Genomic DNA, 16,687 nt, shown 5'->3' on the forward strand with positions numbered 1-16,687 from the left:
ATCCGAATTCCCAATTGGATGCGGATTTAAAAAAAATTCCTCTATGGTAAGTAGGAGGAATTCAATAACGATGGTTCAAGCAAAGCCTTGTGCCATCTGCCTCGGCGAATGCCGAGAGGCTATTTAACCCAAGAGGAGGAAGGTCTTTCCGGAGAGGAAGACGAAAAACAGTTGACCAGGCTTTTGTCCGAACGGGCCTTACGCCTTGGCGAAAGCCCGGCGCCGCTGGAAATAAGAAAAAAGGTCCGTGCTCTATTGGCTGCGCGGGAGATCAGGCGAACCATCACGCAACTCAAGCAAGCAGGATCCGAGGCGTGTTATCTTGCCGTGGATATCACGCAGGAGGAAGCCTTGCAGCGCGCCGTGCTGCCCCTGCGCGAGAAATGGGGCGCGATTCATGGCCTCGTTCACGGTGCGGGGGTTTTGGCTGACAAGCGGATCAAAGACAAAAAGGATGAACAATTTCAGCGGATCTTTTCCACCAAGGTCAAAGGCTTCCAGAACCTGCTGCGCCTGACGGAGGGAGACGATTTAAAGCTGATCGCCTGTTTTTCTTCCGCAGCCGCCAGGGAAGGGAATATCGGCCAGTGCGACTATGCCATGGCCAATGAGATTATGAACAAAGTGGCGCGGCAGCAAAAGAAAGCCAGAGGAAATGCGCTCGTCAAGTCCTTTAACTGGGGACCGTGGGAAGGCGGAATGGTAGACGCCGCCTTAAAAAAACACTTTGCTTCCCAGGGGGTTGCCCTGATCCCGAGGAGTGCGGGGGCGGAATTTTTTGCCGAAGAGGCTTGCGGAGCCAACCCCCGCGAGGTCGAGGTCGTTGTCGGCATGGCGCGGCCTGGGGCCGCCTCCTTCATGGCCGGAGAAGCAAGAGAGTTTCGCCTGCATCTGGTGCTGGAGCCCGGGAAGAACCGTTTCCTGGAGGACCACCGGATTCAAGACCACCGGGTCGTCCCGATGGTCTTGGTGAATGAATGGTTTCACCGTTTGGCGCAAAGCTTGTATCCGGGCCTGCCCATCTCCCACGGGGAAGCCTTGCGCGTTTTGAAAGGCATACGCATCCATCAGCTGGACAACGCCCCCCGCACGCTGCTGATCAAAGGAAAGGCCGTCCGCGCTGAAAAAGAACAAGGTATTCGCGTGCACCTGCAACTGGAAGATCCAAAAGGCGCCGCCTATTATGCGGGGCAACTGGTGCTGGGGAAGCAAGCCGCCTCAATGAAGCCGGCGGATCCTCCGGAGCATGGCGGCTCCATGCCATGGGAAATGGAGCGGGAACGGATATACGGGGACTACTTGTTCCACGGACCCAGCTTTCAAGTCGTGCGGCAGCTTCATTCCGTGCACGCTGCGGGAGGCATGGGCCGGTTGGACTGGCCTTCAAGGAAAGAGCGGGACCGGGACCTTGACCTGGCTACGGCTCCGGTGTTGATGGACGGCGGGCTGCAGTTGGCGCGGCTCTGGGGTTATCAATACTATCGCAAACCTTCTCTGCCTATGCGGATCGGACGTTTTTGCATCTCACCGAAGCAGCAAAAAGAAGGGCCGGTGCATTGCCAGCTGACGGTGCTGCAACAAAATACGCATAAATTTGTCGCGGATCTGGCCTTTTTCAACCGGGAGCAGGCCTGCTTCGCGCTGATGGAACAAGTGGAGATATATTTTTATAATATGGGATTATGACTGCCCGCGGAAACGAAGTTCCGCTTCCTCTTCCAGAGCCTTCTTGATATCAGGCGCGGTTTCCAGTATCCGGGAGAATTTTTCCCGCTGCAGCGACAGCACGAGACACGGGGTGCGGGCTCTCACCGTCGCGGTTCTGGGGATGTTCCGGAGGAGAGCGATTTCTCCGAAATGGTCGCCGTCATGGAGCACGGTAAGTCTTTTTTCCGTGCCGTCCGCCAGCTTCTTTAAAACCTCAACCTGCCCGCGGACGATGATATAAAATTTGTTCCCGTAATCTCCTTCGTAAATAAGGGTCCGCTCCGAAGCAAACTGCTCGGAGACGAACATATCGGCCATCATTTGGAGCAGCCTATGGTCCAGCCGACCGAAAAGAGGCAGCTTGGACAGCCTTTCCGCGGTGATCTCGGCATATTGCATGCTGTCATCCACGACAAAGCCGTACTGTTTTTCCCAGAGATTGCTGTAGATGCCGTTTTTCTGCAGCAATTCCTGGTGGTTGCCGCATTCCGCTATGCCGCCTTGATCCATTACGATGATCATATCGTAGTCCTTCACTGATGACAGCCGGTGCGTTACGGAGATTAACGTCCTTTCCCTGGCTATATGCAGCAAGGTTTGATTGATCGACGCTTCGGTCCTGGGGTCCAAGGCCGAGGTGGCTTCATCCAGGAGCAGGATGGCCGGCCGGCAGAGCAAGGCGCCCTGGCCAGGGCGATCCGTTGTCTCTGGCCTCCGGATAGCCCGCTTCCCCTTTCTCCGACCATGGTATGGTAGCCGTCCTGCAGTCCGCTAATAAAATCATGAATTTCAGCGGCTTTGGCGGCGGCAACAATTTCCTCCATGCTTGCTTCCGGGTTCGCATGCCGGAGATTTTCCAGGATGGTGGTGTTAAAGAGAAAGTTTTCCTGCAATACGATATTGATCAGACGATGGAGGGAATGCTGCTTAATACTGCGCACGTCGCGCCCGTCAATCGTGATGCTACCCTTTTGTACGTCGTAAAACCGCAGGAGCAGGTTTAAAATTGAAGATTTGCCGGAGCCGCTGGGACCTACAAAGGCGACCAGGGAGCCTTTGGGGATAAAGAGGTCGATGTTCTTAAGGGTGGGCTCGTGTTCCTGGTACCCGAAAACGACATCTTTAAATGCGATCCTTGTGTTAAAGGCGGCGACCTCAACAGCGTCTTCCGCATCGCAGACAGCGGGGTCCGTATCCATGAAGTCCTCAATGCGCCGGACGGAGACGCTGCTGTCGGAAAGGACGCGCAGGTTGGCGGCAAGGTATCCGATGGAAGTTCCGAAGGCTGAAAAGAGTGAGAAAAAAGCGATCACCGTACCCACGGTGATACTGTCTCGCATGGCCAAATAGGAGCCCGCCGCAAGCAGGGCCAGGCCGAAGATGGTGAAAAAAATCAGGCGTGAATTTTGAATCATATCACTGATCCTAAAGGCCTGGGAGTCGTACTTGGCCCGCTCCCGAGCCTTTTTTAAGAAGATATCCCGCATGATTTTCTGCATATTAAAGGATTTAACAACTAACTGAGCAGAGATGCTTTCCTCTCCCAGAGACAATATCTGGGATTTGCTGCTTTTTAGGGCATTGTTGACGGGAGACGCTTTCTTATCCAGGGGATACGGCCCCAGCAAGGTCGCCGCAAGCCCGATCAAGGACAGGACGGCAAGCCTCCAGTCCAAGGCGAAGGCGATGACGGTATTGACGATTATTTTCAGTACGGCAAAAATACAGGCGGGGATGGCTATTTTATAAAGGGTTTCAATGCTCTCCAAATCAGAGGTGAAATGGGAAAGAATTTGACCGGGACGCGTCTTAAAAAAGTAGGACATGGAAAGCTGCTGTATCTTATTAAAGAGACGATTGTTGTAATTCAGGAAAACATTGGCATAGAGCTTGGCGTACAGAACATTCATCAGCAGCATGGAGGAGGCATACAAAAAGACTGTAACCACAAAGCCCAGGATTAATAGGGAAAACAATCGATAGTCTTTAGGAATAATGATATAGTCAACCACAATTTTTAATACAAGAGGCAGAATGCACTCGAGAATGACAATGATGACAACGCCAAGGGAGTATAACACCGTATATCCCTTGTTCTCGCCAAAGAACGATAAAATATTGCGCAAAAGCAGCCTCATCAAGAATACACAACCTTCACTTTTTAGTGCTATTGTATAGTCCGCCCAAAGAAGATGTCAACAAAATGAAATAGTTGAAAAAATTTTTTAAAAAGCCCCCCTTTTAGGGGCCAAAACCGCAAAATCGTCAATGATTTTTCCTGCTATGGCAATTAAAATAAAAAAGTATGGGGATCTTGCGGGTTTGCCGCGAAAAGCTTTGGGCAATAGCGAGGGAAGGGTATTTGCTTGATTATCAGGTTTTATCTCCTTTGTTTATTGATAAACTGCGTTTTTGGCGTTTTTGCTTGGCGAAAAAAGAAAAAAGAAGCCGTTGACCGGATAATCACGCTTACCATCGTCCTGCATATCCTGTGCCTCGTTTTATGGGGAGGGCCATACGCCTTCACGCTGTTTACGGCTGTGCTCCTTGGCCTGGGTGTCTGTGAAATCACCAGGCCGGTAAAAGAGAAGAGCATGCCGTGGATTATGATCGCCCTAGTCTGGGGGACCGTACTTTTCCTGCACGAACCTTTGCTGCACTATAGCATACCGCTGTTTTTACTCACCAGCGTGATCGCTTTTGCAGGAAAAAAAGAGCAGGTGCGGTCCCGATACTATTTGTGCGGTTTGATATTATTGGTCCTGGTGCCCTGTGCGGTAAGCCTGACTGCTATTTACAGCATGAATTGCGGCTGGGTGATCGCGCTGGTCCTGTTGCTGCAGTTGAATGACGGTTTTGGGTATCATTTCGGAAAGAGCTTCGGCAAGACGAAAATTTTCAAGACCATCAGTCCCAACAAATCCCTGGAAGGCTATCTGTTCGGGCTGATCGGACTGGTGGCGGGGATGGTCCTCCTCTATTCCTTCATTCCCGTATTGCAAGGATGCTCCCCGGCCAAGGCCTCCCTGCTGGCAGCGTATCTGTTTATTTTCGGCAACGCGGGAGACTTGCTGTTTTCAGCCGTAAAAAGAAAGCTGGAGATCAAAGACTTCGGCCATATATTACCGGGCCATGGAGGAATATTGGACAGATTCGACAATATTCTGTTTGCCGCGCCCGTACTTTATTTCATGCTGCAGGGATGGTAAAGGGTATGCTCGAGAAAAAAAGACTGTTGCATCTGGGCTTGGATATAGGCTCGACCACAATAAAGCTGGTGGCAATAGAGGGAAAGGAGCTTTTGTACGGCAGCTACAGGCGGCATTTTTCCAATATCAAAGAAACTCTGGCGGAGATGGTGAATGAAGCGGTCCCCGTCCTGGAAAACACGGAAATTACCATCATGCTCACGGGCTCTGGAGGCGTTGCCCTGGCCCGGTGGCTGGATGCCGCCTATATCCAGGAAGTGGTGGCAACCGCAAAGGCCGTCAGGACACTCAGGGAAAAAGTCGACGTTGTCATTGAACTGGGGGGCGAGGATGCAAAAATAATCTATTTTGAGCAAACAGGCGTCGACCAGAGAATGAACGGGATATGCGCCGGGGGGACGGGGGCTTTCATCGACCAGATGGCCGTACTGCTGAATACGGACCCGGCAGGCCTTGACAAGCTTGCCGCGAACCATAGGGCCGTCCATACCGTTGCCTCCCGCTGCGGTGTGTTCGCCAAGACAGACATCATGCCGCTGATCAACGAAGGCGTCGACCAGGAGGATATCGCCGCTTCCGTTTTTCAAGCGGTGGTCAATCAGACTGTAAGCGGTCTTTCCTGCGGCAAGCCGATCAAAGGCAAGGTGCTGTTTTTGGGCGGTCCGCTTACCTATTTGCCCGCCCTGCGGGAAAGATTTATAGAAACCTTGCGGCTTGAGGACAAGGAGGCCATCCTTCCCGAAAATTCCCTTGTTTTGGTGGCCATCGGGGCGGCAGCGGCTTCCATGCGGGAAGAAAGCAGGCCTTTTGCAGCTTTCCGGAGAAAAGTTTTGTCCCTGGACCGGATGGCCGTCCGGGAGGTTAAGCGGTTGCGCCCGTTGTTCCGGGACCAGCAGGAGAAAGATGATTTTTACCGGAGGCATCAGGACGCGCAGCTTAAAACCAGGGCTGCCGGTGATGGGCAAGGCCGCTGCTTTTTGGGCATCGACGCGGGCTCTGCCACAATCAAAGCCGTACTGATCAACGAAAAAGAGGAAGTGCTGTATTCCTACTACGCAAATAACGAAGGAAAGCCTTTGGAGAGGGCAAAAGAAATATTGCGCGAGATCTACAGGCAGCTGCCGGAGCATACGGTCATCGCCAATGCGGCGGTAACAGGCTACGGGGAGGAGTTGCTGAAAACTGCCTTGCGCCTCGATCTTGGCGTGGTGGAAACGATTGCCCACTACAAGGCTGCCCGCAAATTTCTTCCCGGGGTTGATTTCATCCTCCTACACCCCCTTGAGCCTTAAAGAAGCCAAAAGGGGTGTCATCGGCATTCCCCGGGTGCTTAATATGTATGAGAACTATCCCTTCTGGTTCGGATTTTTCACCAGGCTGGGGTTCAGGGTGGAACTGTCCCCGCTATCCTCCCGGGCCATCTATGAAGCGGGAATGGATACCATCCCTTCGGAAACGCTGTGTTATCCTGCGAAACTGGTCCATGGGCATATCGCCCATCTTGTTCATAAGGGGATAAAAACGATATTTTATCCGTGCCTTCCCTATGAGCAAAAAGAGATCGAGGGAGCCGACGACCATTACAACTGTCCGATTGTGACCTCGTACCCGGAGATCATCAGAAACAACATGGACATCCTGCGGGACGGGAATATTCTCTTCTTAAGTCCTTTTTTACCGTACAACGATGAAGGAAGACTGGTCCAGAGGCTTTTTGAGGAATTTAAAAATTTCGGCGTCACGCAAGAAGAAATAGCCGCCGCCGTGGGCCGGGGCAGGGAAGAGGCGCTGAAGGTTAAGGAAGATTTGCAGAGAAAAGGCGAGGAAACTTTGCAGTATTTGGAACGAACCGGCACAACGGGGGTTGTGCTGGCGGGAAAACCGTATCACCTGGACCCTGAAGTCAATCACCGGATTGACGATATGATCACAGATTTAGGCATGGCGGTGCTTTCGGTCAATGCAATTTGCCACAGCGGAAGGATTGAAAGGCCGCTTATTTTTATCGACCAATGGATGTACCAGTCAAGACTTTACGCGGCGGCAGCCTTGGTCGCCGCTTCGGACAATCTCGAACTGGTCCAGCTCAATTCTTTCGGCTGCGGACTTGACGCCATTGCCCTGGAGCAGGTGAGGGAAATATTGAAAAAGAGCAGAAAGATTCATACCGCTGTTAAAATTGATGAAATGAGCAAAAGGGGCATATTCAAGATCCGGCTCCGCTCCTTAAAAGCGGCGGTTCAGGAGAGAAAGACTCCACCCGCCTTTTTACAGGCGGACCAGGCCGGGAAAGCGGAGCTGCCCGCAGGAGAAACGGCAAAAAAACATAAAATTTTGCTATACCAGTTATCACCTTTCCATGATCAGTTTTTTGAAGCAGCCTTTAAATCTTCCGGATACGATCTGGAGGTCTTGTCCGCGGTGCCTGGCGAAGACAGGGACATTGCGGACGAGGGTCTGAAATACGTCAATAATGATGCCTGTTACCCCGCGGTGCTGATCATCGGTCAATGCGTCAAGGCGTTAAGAGCAGGCAGGTATGATCCGGACAACACCTCTGTGGCCGTATATCATACGGGCGGGATGTGCCGGGCCACCAATTACATCGGTTTTATGAAGAAAGGCCTGGCAGCCGCCGGCTTTGCCAATATACCGGTGATTCCTTTCAGCCCTACGGCCCTGGACGGCGATCAGGCCCTCAAAATGACCCCGGCACTGCTCAGGAAGTTTGTCATGAGCCTTGTTTACGGCGACCTGCTGATGCAGGTGTTGCACAAGGTGAGGCCTTATGAAAAAGATAAAGGCGCGGCCAATCGTCTGTATGAAAAATGGGTTGAAAGATGCAAAGGGTCCGTCGGCAACGGCGGCGAAGCCGAATTTGCGAGGAATATCTACGGCATTGTGCGGGATTTTGACTCCCTGGCAATCCGCGGGATCACCAAACCCAGGGTCGGGGTGGTGGGAGAGATCTTTGTGAAGTACCATCCCCTGGGCAATAACAATATCGTGCAAATCCTGGAGGACAGCGGGGTCGAGATTATCGTCCCTGGTATCATGAATTATCTCCTGTATAATGCTTATGACTCTGACTTCAAATACAAAAAGCTTGCCTGGAGCAAACAGAAGCTTTTGGCGGATAAAACCGTCATGGGGCTGCTGGAGTATTACCGAAAAGACATGAAAAAGGCGCTGAGAAGCAGCCGCAGATTTCAAGCGCCTCCCGAGTTGACGGAAATGGCGGCAGCGGCTGGCGAGATATTGTCTCTGGGCAATCAGGCCGGCGAAGGATGGTTTTTGACGGGTGAGATGCTGGAGCAGATTAAGAGCGGCGTTAACAATATCGTGTGTGTACAGCCCTTTGCCTGCCTGGCCAACCAAATAACGGGGAAAGGGATGATCAAGGAGTTGAAAAGAAGATACCCCAAGGCCAATATCATTCCCGTGGATTATGACGCGGGAGCGAGCGAGGTTAACCAGCTAAACAGGATCAAGCTGATGCTTGCGGTTGCCTTTGAAAACGCCTGAACCGGATAGCTTGGAAAGGAGCCATACTTTATGAAAGTTGTTTTATTAAGTCCTCCCGGATTGGCGCCTTTTACGCCGCCCCTCAGCATCATGGCTTTATCCTCTTATCTGCGCCAGGAGGGCATAGAGGCGGCGACGATTGACACATCCATAGAATTCCTGCATTTTAATTTGTTTCCGGAAAGACTAAAAGATAAAATACAAGCGGCAAGGGCTGTATTTGCCTCCTTGGGGCCGGAATTTTCTTATCCTGAGCAAGAAGAAATAACCAAAATCAGCAACCGCATCGAGCGGGATTTTGCTGTTGTGCAAGAGGTGTGGGGAGAAGAAGGATTCAACATCAGTAAGGATAATTTCGAGACGGCTGCCGCAGCAATCAATAATGCCTTATTATTTACTTCATTGGTGAATTTGCCTACCATCCACACGTTAAATTGTCTTTATGCGAGCGAGAGCATGCTCCGGAACAAATCCGAAAATCCGTTCCTGGAATACTATCAAAAAAAGCTGATCCCCCGGATTGCGGAGTTTCAGCCGGATTTAATCGGTATCTCTTATAGTTACGAAAGTCAATTGTTCCCGGGATTGTCGCTAACCGCTGAAATACGAAACGCCTTGCAGGCGCCAATAGTATGCGGGGGTTCATTTTTTTCCATCATGTGTGACGCTGTCTATAAAGACGGGACCGGTCCCGTCAGTACGAAGAAAGAACAGGAAGAAGACCTGCTCAGGCTTTTGCATCCCTTCGGTATTTATGGGGAAGGCGAGGAACCGTTGCTGGCGCTGTGTAAATGTATGGAAAAGAATGGGCAGTACCGGCACGTCCCCAGGCTTCTATACTATGACAAGAAGCTGGAGGCCCTTAAAGTCAATCGCCATTCGGATACAATTGAGACCGGTAATTTGCCTCTGATTGATTTAAAGGATTTGCCTGTCGGCAAGAAATATCTCACGCCCCTTGTGTTTGCGCCGCTGATGTCTGCGCGAGGCTGCTATTGGAACAAATGCGCTTTTTGCGTGCTGGCCGAATCAATCGGGAGCAATTGGCGCCGGCTTCCCCAAGAAAAGATCATCCAAAATATAAAACTGTATAAAGAGCACTATGGCGTAGATTTTATCGTATTTACAGATGAAGCGATGCCTCCCGCAACGCTTCGGTTTTTAGCGGAGAGAATCTTACAGGAGGGGATAGAAATATATTTCGGCACCATGATGCGTTTTGAAAAAGGGCTGCCGCATACGATTGAGCTAGCGGCAAAAGCAGGTTGCCGGTTTCTTTCCTTTGGTTTTGAATCAGGGTGCCGGAGAATTGTTTCTGCAATGAGAAAGGGGTATTCCCATGAAACCGCCCAGCATATTCTGGATCAATGCGCTGAAAACGGCATCGCTGTGGAATTGCACGTGATGTTCGGGTTTCCCACGGAAACCATGGATGAGGCCCGGGAGACCATTTCTTTTTTGGAAAAGAACAGTGACAAAATAGCCGTTATCAGCGCAAACCCCTGGGTTTTAGCGGTTGGAAGCCATATCTATGATCATCTGGAGCACTACGGCATCGTTCCCAAGGAAGGAAGAGTTATTGCGGACGATCCTTCCACCTATTCGGTAACGGAGGGGATCGGCTATAAACAAGCCCTGGAAATGGTCAATTCGCTATACGGCAACCCGCTTCTTGGGAAAAAAATCCTCAGGCGTATGGGCGTGCACGGGTTCTCAGAAGAATACTATTATTTGCAAAGGCACTTCCCGGAAGCCCTTGCGTCACCCTTGGCGATGGCCCGTAATCCAGGTGTGGGGGTTAACCATGCATAAAATTTTTCCGACCTTAAAGCATGTCAATCTTCCGAATCTGATCACTGCATTTTCAATAGGCACGGGACTTTGCGCCTACCTCCTGTTTTTGCAAAAAAACTACCGGCTGGCCGTTGTCCTTTATGCCCTGACTTTACTGTTTGATCGGCTGGATGGCCTGGTGGCCCGGAGGTTTAAAGCGGAGACCGAGTTCGGCAGGGAGCTTGACAGCCTGGCCGATGCCGTTAATTTTGTGGTTTTCCCTGCTCTGATGGCTTATTCCCTGGGGTTTAACAGCTTCTGGGCAGTATGCGCCCTTTATCTCTACGGGCTGTCGGGCGTGTGGAGGCTGGCCAATTACAATCTGGAGGGTTTGGTTGAGGTCGGGGGCAAAAACTGCTTTACCGGAATTTGCACTACCCACGCAGGCGCGCTGGTCCTCCTGGCCATGATCTTGCACCTCGCTTTTTTCCGGGGGGAGCCGCTGTATTTTATGTATCCCTTGTTCATCCTTTTGGCGCTCCTGATGAATTCCTCCTTCAAATATGACAAAAACGGCTGGTTTACAATATCCCTGTATGTGATCATGCCGGCGGCAGTCATAATGGGTTTGATTAAATTATAAGACCGGGGAGACCGGCATGAGCAAAATCCATAAAATCTATAATAGAAAGACCAAAGGCTATGAGCAGGAGAAGGTGGCGGGAGAAGACTCGATTAAAAGTACATACAATACCGTTCTGGGCCGGCTGGGGCTGGAACTGCTTTTAAAACGGAAGATTTACCCCTTTATCCTTGGCAGGCTGAATGATTCCCGCTTCAGCGCCGGCAAAATTAAAGGCTTTGTCCAAGAACACGGCATCGATATGTCGGAATGCATCCACGATCTCCATGATTTTCAAAGCTTTAACGCGTTCTTTGCCAGGAAGCTCAAACCGGAAGCAAGAGAGTTCGCGGCTGATCCCCGTCTCCTCTTATCGCCCGGAGACGGGAAGATGCGGGCCTGGGACAATATTGATATTGAGCGCGTGATCCAGATCAAAGGTTTTTCCTATGCTCTGGAAGAGCTGCTGTCGGACAGGGAACTGGCCCGCAAGTACCGGGGCGGGGTATGCGCGGTATTGCGCCTTGGGCTGGCGGACTACCACCGTTTCCATTTCATCGACAGCGGCAGGTGCGCCGGCAGTAAAAGCGTAAAAGGCTTTTACTATTCGGTAAACCCGATCGCCTTGCAGGCCATACCGGGGCTTTTTTGCCGGAACAAGAGAGCAGTCAGCACCCTGCGGTCAGCGAATTTCGGAGACATCACCTATGTGGAGATCGGAGCCGCCTTTGTCGGTTCTATTATCCAAACCTACCGGCCGGATACCGCCATCGCCAGGGGGGATGAAAAAGGATACTTCAAGCTGGGAGGCTCAACCATCCTGCTGTTTTTGGAGAAAGGGGCCGCAGCGGTTGATGAAGATATCCTGCTGCAGACAGAAAGAGGTTATGAAGTGAAAGTATTGGCGGGAGAAGCGATCGGCCGCAAAACCTGAGCAAATGTTTTCTTCCTGAAAGGATAGAAAGGCGGATTGCATGAATTGCTGTGATTTACAGACCCTGGAACCTGCGCCCAGGCTTCCGGGCGTTATGGCTATGTATGCGGCGCAAAGGCAGGCAGCCCCGGCCTGGGGCGGGAGAACTCCCGCAAAGGAGCGGCGCCGGCAAATCCTTGACTTTTATGCAGGACTAAACGCGGTTCACCGGCAATATGTGCAGCAGATGAGCCAGGCCTGGCAAACATATTTGCGTTCCATGTCTTCCCTGGTGAAAATTTCCGGTCCAACAAAACCTTGCTGTCAAGCCGGCGCAGGAGAAGTGTCCTGGATTGACCCTGAAAAGGATAGCTGGCTTTGGGATCATTGCCCGACATATACCCTGCCGGCTTATCCTTTTATGTTTATGCTGGATAAGATAGCCCAGCAGGTGCAAAAAAAATATCCCCGGCAGGTCATTACGGCGATGCGTGATGTAAAGGTGCACCGCTGGTTAATTTGCGGACAGCAACAGAAAATCAAAACGGAGCTTGCAGCCCCGGCAAACAACCGGATCAAAGCAACCCTTTTTTGCTGGAGAGAAGCCTCAAAATCTGTTCTCTCCCGGTTTGAACCCCTGATGACGGCCGAAGTGGAGATCCGGGATCAATACAGGCAGCCCCAACCGCCGGCCATCGCAGAACTAAAGCAGCCGCAGCACATCGCCGATCCGTATGGACAGGATCTCTGCTTCCATGGGCCGCGGCTGCGGGTTGTCAAGCAGTTGTTTTACGGCGCCAACGGCTCCAGCGCCAAGATAAGCGCCGCGCCCGGCCAAGCGCCCGGAGGAATTTTAAATCCAAGGCTATTGGACGGTCTTATGCAGACGATCCCGTATGATCAGTTATCCCTGTGGGCAAATACTGCCATGGAGGAATTTTTTACCTATCCCCGCCAAATTCCCTGCGTGGAATTTTACGCGCCTGTGCCCAGGGCGGGCGATGTCCGCTGCGAGGTGAGATTCGCCGGTTTCCGCGATAAAAATATGCGTTTCCCGCAATTTGATATTTATATGCTGGAGGGAGAAAAAAGCATTCTAACTCTGAAATTGGTGGGAATTTGTTTTCCCAAAGGGATATTGGCGGCAATGTCCAGGAAAGACCGAAAACGCTTTTTGCGGAAAGAAGCCTATATCGAAGGAGCCGGCTTATGCGACCAAAGGGAGGACGGATTCTTTCTCCGTATGGAAACGGTGAAACAGCAGAATTGGTTTCCGGGCACCCTGGAGCAGGTCTATGCGCTTGCCGGGGAACAGACGGAGAAGGATAAAACCAAACGGATCGCCGCCAAAGAGTATGTCGCCGCCCAGCTTAAAAAACATCCCGCCGAGATCATTCTGGCAGACGAAGGCGGGCGTGCCTGCCATCCGGAATTTCCCCTGCGGCGCTACCGTCTGTTCAGCGAGGAAAAGGACGAAGGGATTTTGGTTAAGGGGACTGCGGAAAAGCTGGACATTTCTAAGGCGAGGCGGTACTGGAGAGAGCGGCTGCAGCTCAGCGAATGGGTCGCGGAAGATCTTTTCGCCGGGCTTACCCGGCAATTTGTCGGCGATTACCAGGTGGAAGATGCGGCGGCTGATCATGCCCTCGCCGGAAACGCCAGGCCCGTGCTCTATCTGGCCAATCACCAAACGACGGTAGAAGGGCACTTGTTTATTTACCTTACCTCGGCGCTGGCCAGGCAGCCGGTCGGTATCCTGGCCAAAAAGGAGCATCAAAGCACCTGGATCGGCCAACTGCTCGGGAAAATGGGTCAATACCCCGGCATTGGCGGCAGTTTCATCGATGTGTTCTATTTTGACCGTCAGGACCAATCCTCCCTGCTTGATCTGATGAAAGACATCAGGCGTAAAATGCTGGAGGAAGGCGTCTCCCTGCTTGTCCACGCGGAGGGGACGCGGGCGCTGCAGTGCCGGAAACCCGTAGCAAAAATCAGCTCCGTGTTTATCGACCTGGCCATAGAACTCCGGCTTCCCATTGTTCCGGTACGTTTTGCGGGGGGACTGCCCGTTGAGCCGTTAAAGCAAAAAATAGATTTTCCTTATCACTACGGCACGCAATCCATCCATCTGGGCAAACCCCTTTTGCCCGAAGAGCTTCTGCCTCTGCCCTATGCCAAACGAAAGGAAAAAGTTCTCGCGGCCTTAAATGCAACCGGGGTACCTTTAGAATCCGAGATCCCCCATCCCGCTAATGTCCTGTTTAAACAAAAAGTGGAAGAAAGCATGCGGGAAGCTGGTTTAGATGAAGCTCGCGCCGTAATTCTTCAGGTCTTAAGGGAGCTGGAAGGTAAATCCGCTGAAACCTTGCGGGTGGTAAACTCCCATGGGCCCGGGCTGCCCGGCGGAGAAGACGCAGCAAAGAAGAACTGGCTTACGGAATTTTTCAGGTGGCTTTATGGGGAAGGGCAAGGGGCGAGCGGAGAATTCCAGAAATGAAGGGCGCGCAGAGAAAGGAAAGGATTGACGCCAAGGGACTGGAGCGGGCGATCCATCTTTGGTCGGCGAATTTGGACCAGGTTGACGAGTCCGGTGAAGATATCCTGGACGCGCAAGAACGGGAAAAGGCCGCGGCATGCCGCATACCCCTGCTGAGGAAACGATTTGTCAAATCCCGCCTGATTTTGCGCCATATTTTAAGCGTATATCTGAATCAACCCGCGCCGGATATCGGCTTTTTGTACCATGGGAACGGCAAACCGTATCTGAAAAATCATCCGCTTTATTTCAACCTTTCCCATTCTCATGAACAATGGCTGGTGGCTCTGACCGGGCGTCAGGAAATCGGTGCGGATGTGCAAAAGATGGAGCAACTCGCGGGAATGGACGCCATCATCAAAAGATATTTTCCCAAGGAAGAACAAGAACGACTCGGGAGCCTGAGCCAGGAACAGAAAAAGCCGGCCTTTTATCATCTTTGGACGGTGAAAGAAGCCTTTGTTAAAGCCTATGGCCGGGTCCTCGCCGGCAATTTGAGCCGTATCCGGCAGCAAGGGAAGTTTATTTGTTGGGAAAACGAACCGGAGCACCAAGGTGAGACGGCGTCTTGGGTGGCCGGGGAGAATTTCATGGCCGCCTTGGCGGTCAAGGGTGAAATGAAGCCGGTTTGCTTCCTGGACTGGCACCGGGATTACAGGGATTTTCAGAAAGGAACGATAAACGATGGGTCAGGCAGATACAGGCCGCCACACCATTGGCTTTTGGATTGAAGGCGACATGAAGCCGGCCTTTTTCCCCTGGGAGACATTAATGCTACTCAGTTATATCAGACAGCAAGCCTATGTGATCAGAGATGAAGAAAGCGGAGCGGTTGGTATGGCCGTTGGCGGGCAGTTCATCCCTTCCCGGCATAAGGCCGCCGCCCCGAAAAGCTATCCGGTGCTGGCCGTATTGGCGCCCCAATATCCCGAGTGGCTGGGAGACCGCAGCTTTCAAGAGGTGCACAGGGTACGGTTTCCTTACGTTGGGGGCGAAATGGCGCATGGCATTGCCTCGGAAGAAATGGTCGTTGAACTGTCCAGGCATAATCTGCTGGGTTTTTTTGGCGCGGCCGGTTTGCCCCTGCAGCGGATAGAGCGAGCGATTCAGACGATACGGCAAGGTGTCCGGGACAAATCCTGGGGCATCAATTTGATCCATACTCCCGATGAGCAGCGAAGGGAAGAACTGCTGGTTGATTTGTTCCTGCGTTACCACGTGTTGCGCGTTTCTGCCTCAGCCTTCCTGCAGATCACGCCCGCTCTGGTCAGGTATGCGGCCAAGGGCTTAAAGCGTGATGCCAAGGGCAACATCCAAAGGAAGCATTATCTTTTTGCCAAAATCTCCAGACCGGAGCTCGCCGGGCAATTTATGTCCCCGCCTCCGGCCAGGCTGCTGCAACAGCTCGTGGAGCAGGGTAAAATATCCGTTGAAGAAGCCCAATGTGCCGCCCAAATCCCGCTGGCGGAGGATATTACCGTGGAAGCAGATTCAGGCGGCCACACGGACAACCGGCCCTTGGGGCCGCTTTTCCCCACCGTGTTGCAGACCAGGGAGGAGTGCATGCGGCGTTTTTCCTACCCCCGCCCTATTCGCGTCGGCGCGGCCGGCGGAATCGGCGCCCCTGCGGCGGCTGCGGCGGCCTTTGCTCACGGCGCCGCTTATATCATGGTGGGAACAATCCATCAAGCCGCCGTAGAATCCGGCCTTGCCCAGGCGGGAAAAACCCTGCTGGCCCAAGCAACCATCAGTGACGTCACGATGGCGCCGGCGGCGGATATGTTTGAGCAGGGCGCCAAAGTGCAGGTGCTGAAGCGGGGAACCATGTTTGGTCCCAGGGCCGCGCAATTGTATGAGATCTACCGGAGATATTCCTCCCTGGAGCAAATACCGGCGGATATTCGCCGGAGAGTGGAGACCGACACGTTCAGGGCCTCTTTTGAGAAGATATGGGAGGATACGGTCCGCTTTTTTCAAGAGAGGGATCCCGGCCAGATCGAGCGGGCCCACAGAGATCCCAAGCATAAAATGGCCCTGGTGTTCCGCTGGTATTTAGGAAAGGCCGGCAGATGGGCCGTCACCGGAGAAAAAGGGCGGGAGCTTGATTACCAGATTTTTTGCGGGCCGGCCATGGGGTCTTTTAATGCCTGGACCAGGGGCTCCTTCCTGGAGGACCCCGGGAATCGCACCGTCAGTCAAATTGCCTTCAACCTTTTGGAAGGGGCCGCCGTTATTTCCCGGGCGCAGCAGTTGAGAGGCTGCGGCGTGGCCATACCCGCGGAAGCCTTCCTCTATGGGCCGAAGAAATACCGGTTGTCAGGGGAAGGAAAAAGCGATGGTTGAAACAGCAAAATGATCAAACGATCAATAGAAAAGCAATGAGAAAAGTGATAGGATGAAGG

Annotated in this window: 12 protein-coding genes; 10 read left to right on the plus strand and 2 right to left on the minus strand. The window is 52.4% G+C overall.

Annotated features, from left to right (window positions below):
• Positions 1-108 precede the first annotated feature (108 nt).
• A complete protein-coding gene (locus L9W92_RS14000; protein WP_240084370.1) occupies positions 109-1,686 on the plus strand; it encodes an SDR family NAD(P)-dependent oxidoreductase in 1,578 nt (525 codons plus the stop codon).
• Here L9W92_RS14000 and L9W92_RS14005 read toward each other — a convergent pair.
• Positions 1,681-2,337, minus strand: coding sequence for a cyclic nucleotide-binding domain-containing protein (locus tag L9W92_RS14005; protein ID WP_240084371.1), 657 nt, complete (start codon positions 2,335-2,337; stop codon positions 1,681-1,683). The two genes, L9W92_RS14000 and L9W92_RS14005, sit on opposite strands and share 6 nt — an antisense overlap.
• Positions 2,289-3,845 (minus strand): ABC transporter ATP-binding protein, encoded by a 1,557-nt coding sequence (locus L9W92_RS14010; protein WP_240084395.1) that lies wholly within the window; start codon positions 3,843-3,845, stop codon positions 2,289-2,291. The genes L9W92_RS14005 and L9W92_RS14010 overlap by 49 nt, the downstream gene beginning before the upstream one ends.
• Before the next feature lie 228 nt (positions 3,846-4,073).
• On the opposite strand from L9W92_RS14010, the gene L9W92_RS14015 reads away from it, so the two are divergent.
• Genes L9W92_RS14015 through L9W92_RS14055 form a run of 9 tightly spaced genes read left to right on the plus strand, consistent with a single transcriptional unit; the run spans position 4,074 to position 16,628 of the window.
• Complete coding sequence (locus tag L9W92_RS14015) at positions 4,074-4,916, plus strand: phosphatidate cytidylyltransferase (RefSeq protein WP_240084372.1); 843 nt, start codon at positions 4,074-4,076, stop codon at positions 4,914-4,916.
• A gap of 5 nt (positions 4,917-4,921) precedes the next feature.
• Positions 4,922-6,208: a BadF/BadG/BcrA/BcrD ATPase family protein gene (locus L9W92_RS14020; RefSeq protein ID WP_240084373.1), complete on the plus strand. Its 1,287-nt coding sequence runs from the start codon at positions 4,922-4,924 to the stop codon at positions 6,206-6,208.
• Positions 6,198-8,441, plus strand: coding sequence for an acyl-CoA dehydratase activase-related protein (locus tag L9W92_RS14025; RefSeq protein WP_240084374.1), 2,244 nt, complete (start codon positions 6,198-6,200; stop codon positions 8,439-8,441). Before L9W92_RS14020 ends, L9W92_RS14025 begins: the two co-directional genes overlap by 11 nt.
• 30 nt (positions 8,442-8,471) lie before the next feature.
• A complete protein-coding gene (locus tag L9W92_RS14030) occupies positions 8,472-10,253 on the plus strand; it encodes a B12-binding domain-containing radical SAM protein (RefSeq protein ID WP_240084375.1) in 1,782 nt (593 codons plus the stop codon).
• A complete protein-coding gene (locus L9W92_RS14035) occupies positions 10,246-10,857 on the plus strand; it encodes a CDP-alcohol phosphatidyltransferase family protein (protein ID WP_240084376.1) in 612 nt (203 codons plus the stop codon). The genes L9W92_RS14030 and L9W92_RS14035 overlap by 8 nt, the downstream gene beginning before the upstream one ends.
• A 25-nt stretch (positions 10,858-10,882) precedes the next feature.
• Positions 10,883-11,770, plus strand: a complete 888-nt coding sequence (locus L9W92_RS14040; protein WP_240084396.1) for a phosphatidylserine decarboxylase — start codon at positions 10,883-10,885, stop codon at positions 11,768-11,770.
• A 40-nt stretch (positions 11,771-11,810) separates the two neighbouring features.
• The gene (locus tag L9W92_RS14045; protein WP_240084377.1) at positions 11,811-14,246 is read left to right on the plus strand and encodes a 1-acyl-sn-glycerol-3-phosphate acyltransferase; all 2,436 of its coding nucleotides are present in this window, start codon (positions 11,811-11,813) and stop codon (positions 14,244-14,246) included.
• A complete protein-coding gene (locus L9W92_RS14050; RefSeq protein ID WP_240084378.1) occupies positions 14,243-15,016 on the plus strand; it encodes a 4'-phosphopantetheinyl transferase family protein in 774 nt (257 codons plus the stop codon). Before L9W92_RS14045 ends, L9W92_RS14050 begins: the two co-directional genes overlap by 4 nt.
• Positions 14,970-16,628, plus strand: a complete 1,659-nt coding sequence (locus L9W92_RS14055) for a PfaD family polyunsaturated fatty acid/polyketide biosynthesis protein (protein WP_240084379.1) — start codon at positions 14,970-14,972, stop codon at positions 16,626-16,628. Before L9W92_RS14050 ends, L9W92_RS14055 begins: the two co-directional genes overlap by 47 nt.
• Positions 16,629-16,687 lie beyond the last annotated feature (59 nt).

Source organism: Pelotomaculum terephthalicicum JT (assembly GCF_022410535.1).
In the GTDB taxonomy this organism is placed as follows: Bacteria; Bacillota; Desulfotomaculia; order Desulfotomaculales; family Pelotomaculaceae; genus Pelotomaculum_D; species Pelotomaculum_D terephthalicicum.

Coding starts and splice junctions, on each gene's coding strand:
- L9W92_RS14000 (WP_240084370.1), top strand. CDS start 109: ATGCCGAGAGGCTATTTAACCCAAGAGGAGGAAGGTCTTTCCGGAGAG.
- L9W92_RS14010 (WP_240084395.1), bottom strand. CDS start 3,845: ATGAGGCTGCTTTTGCGCAATATTTTATCGTTCTTTGGCGAGAACAAG.
- L9W92_RS14020 (WP_240084373.1), top strand. CDS start 4,922: ATGCTCGAGAAAAAAAGACTGTTGCATCTGGGCTTGGATATAGGCTCG.
- L9W92_RS14030 (WP_240084375.1), top strand. CDS start 8,472: ATGAAAGTTGTTTTATTAAGTCCTCCCGGATTGGCGCCTTTTACGCCG.
- L9W92_RS14035 (WP_240084376.1), top strand. CDS start 10,246: ATGCATAAAATTTTTCCGACCTTAAAGCATGTCAATCTTCCGAATCTG.
- L9W92_RS14045 (WP_240084377.1), top strand. CDS start 11,811: ATGAATTGCTGTGATTTACAGACCCTGGAACCTGCGCCCAGGCTTCCG.
- L9W92_RS14050 (WP_240084378.1), top strand. CDS start 14,243: ATGAAGGGCGCGCAGAGAAAGGAAAGGATTGACGCCAAGGGACTGGAG.
- L9W92_RS14055 (WP_240084379.1), top strand. CDS start 14,970: ATGGGTCAGGCAGATACAGGCCGCCACACCATTGGCTTTTGGATTGAA.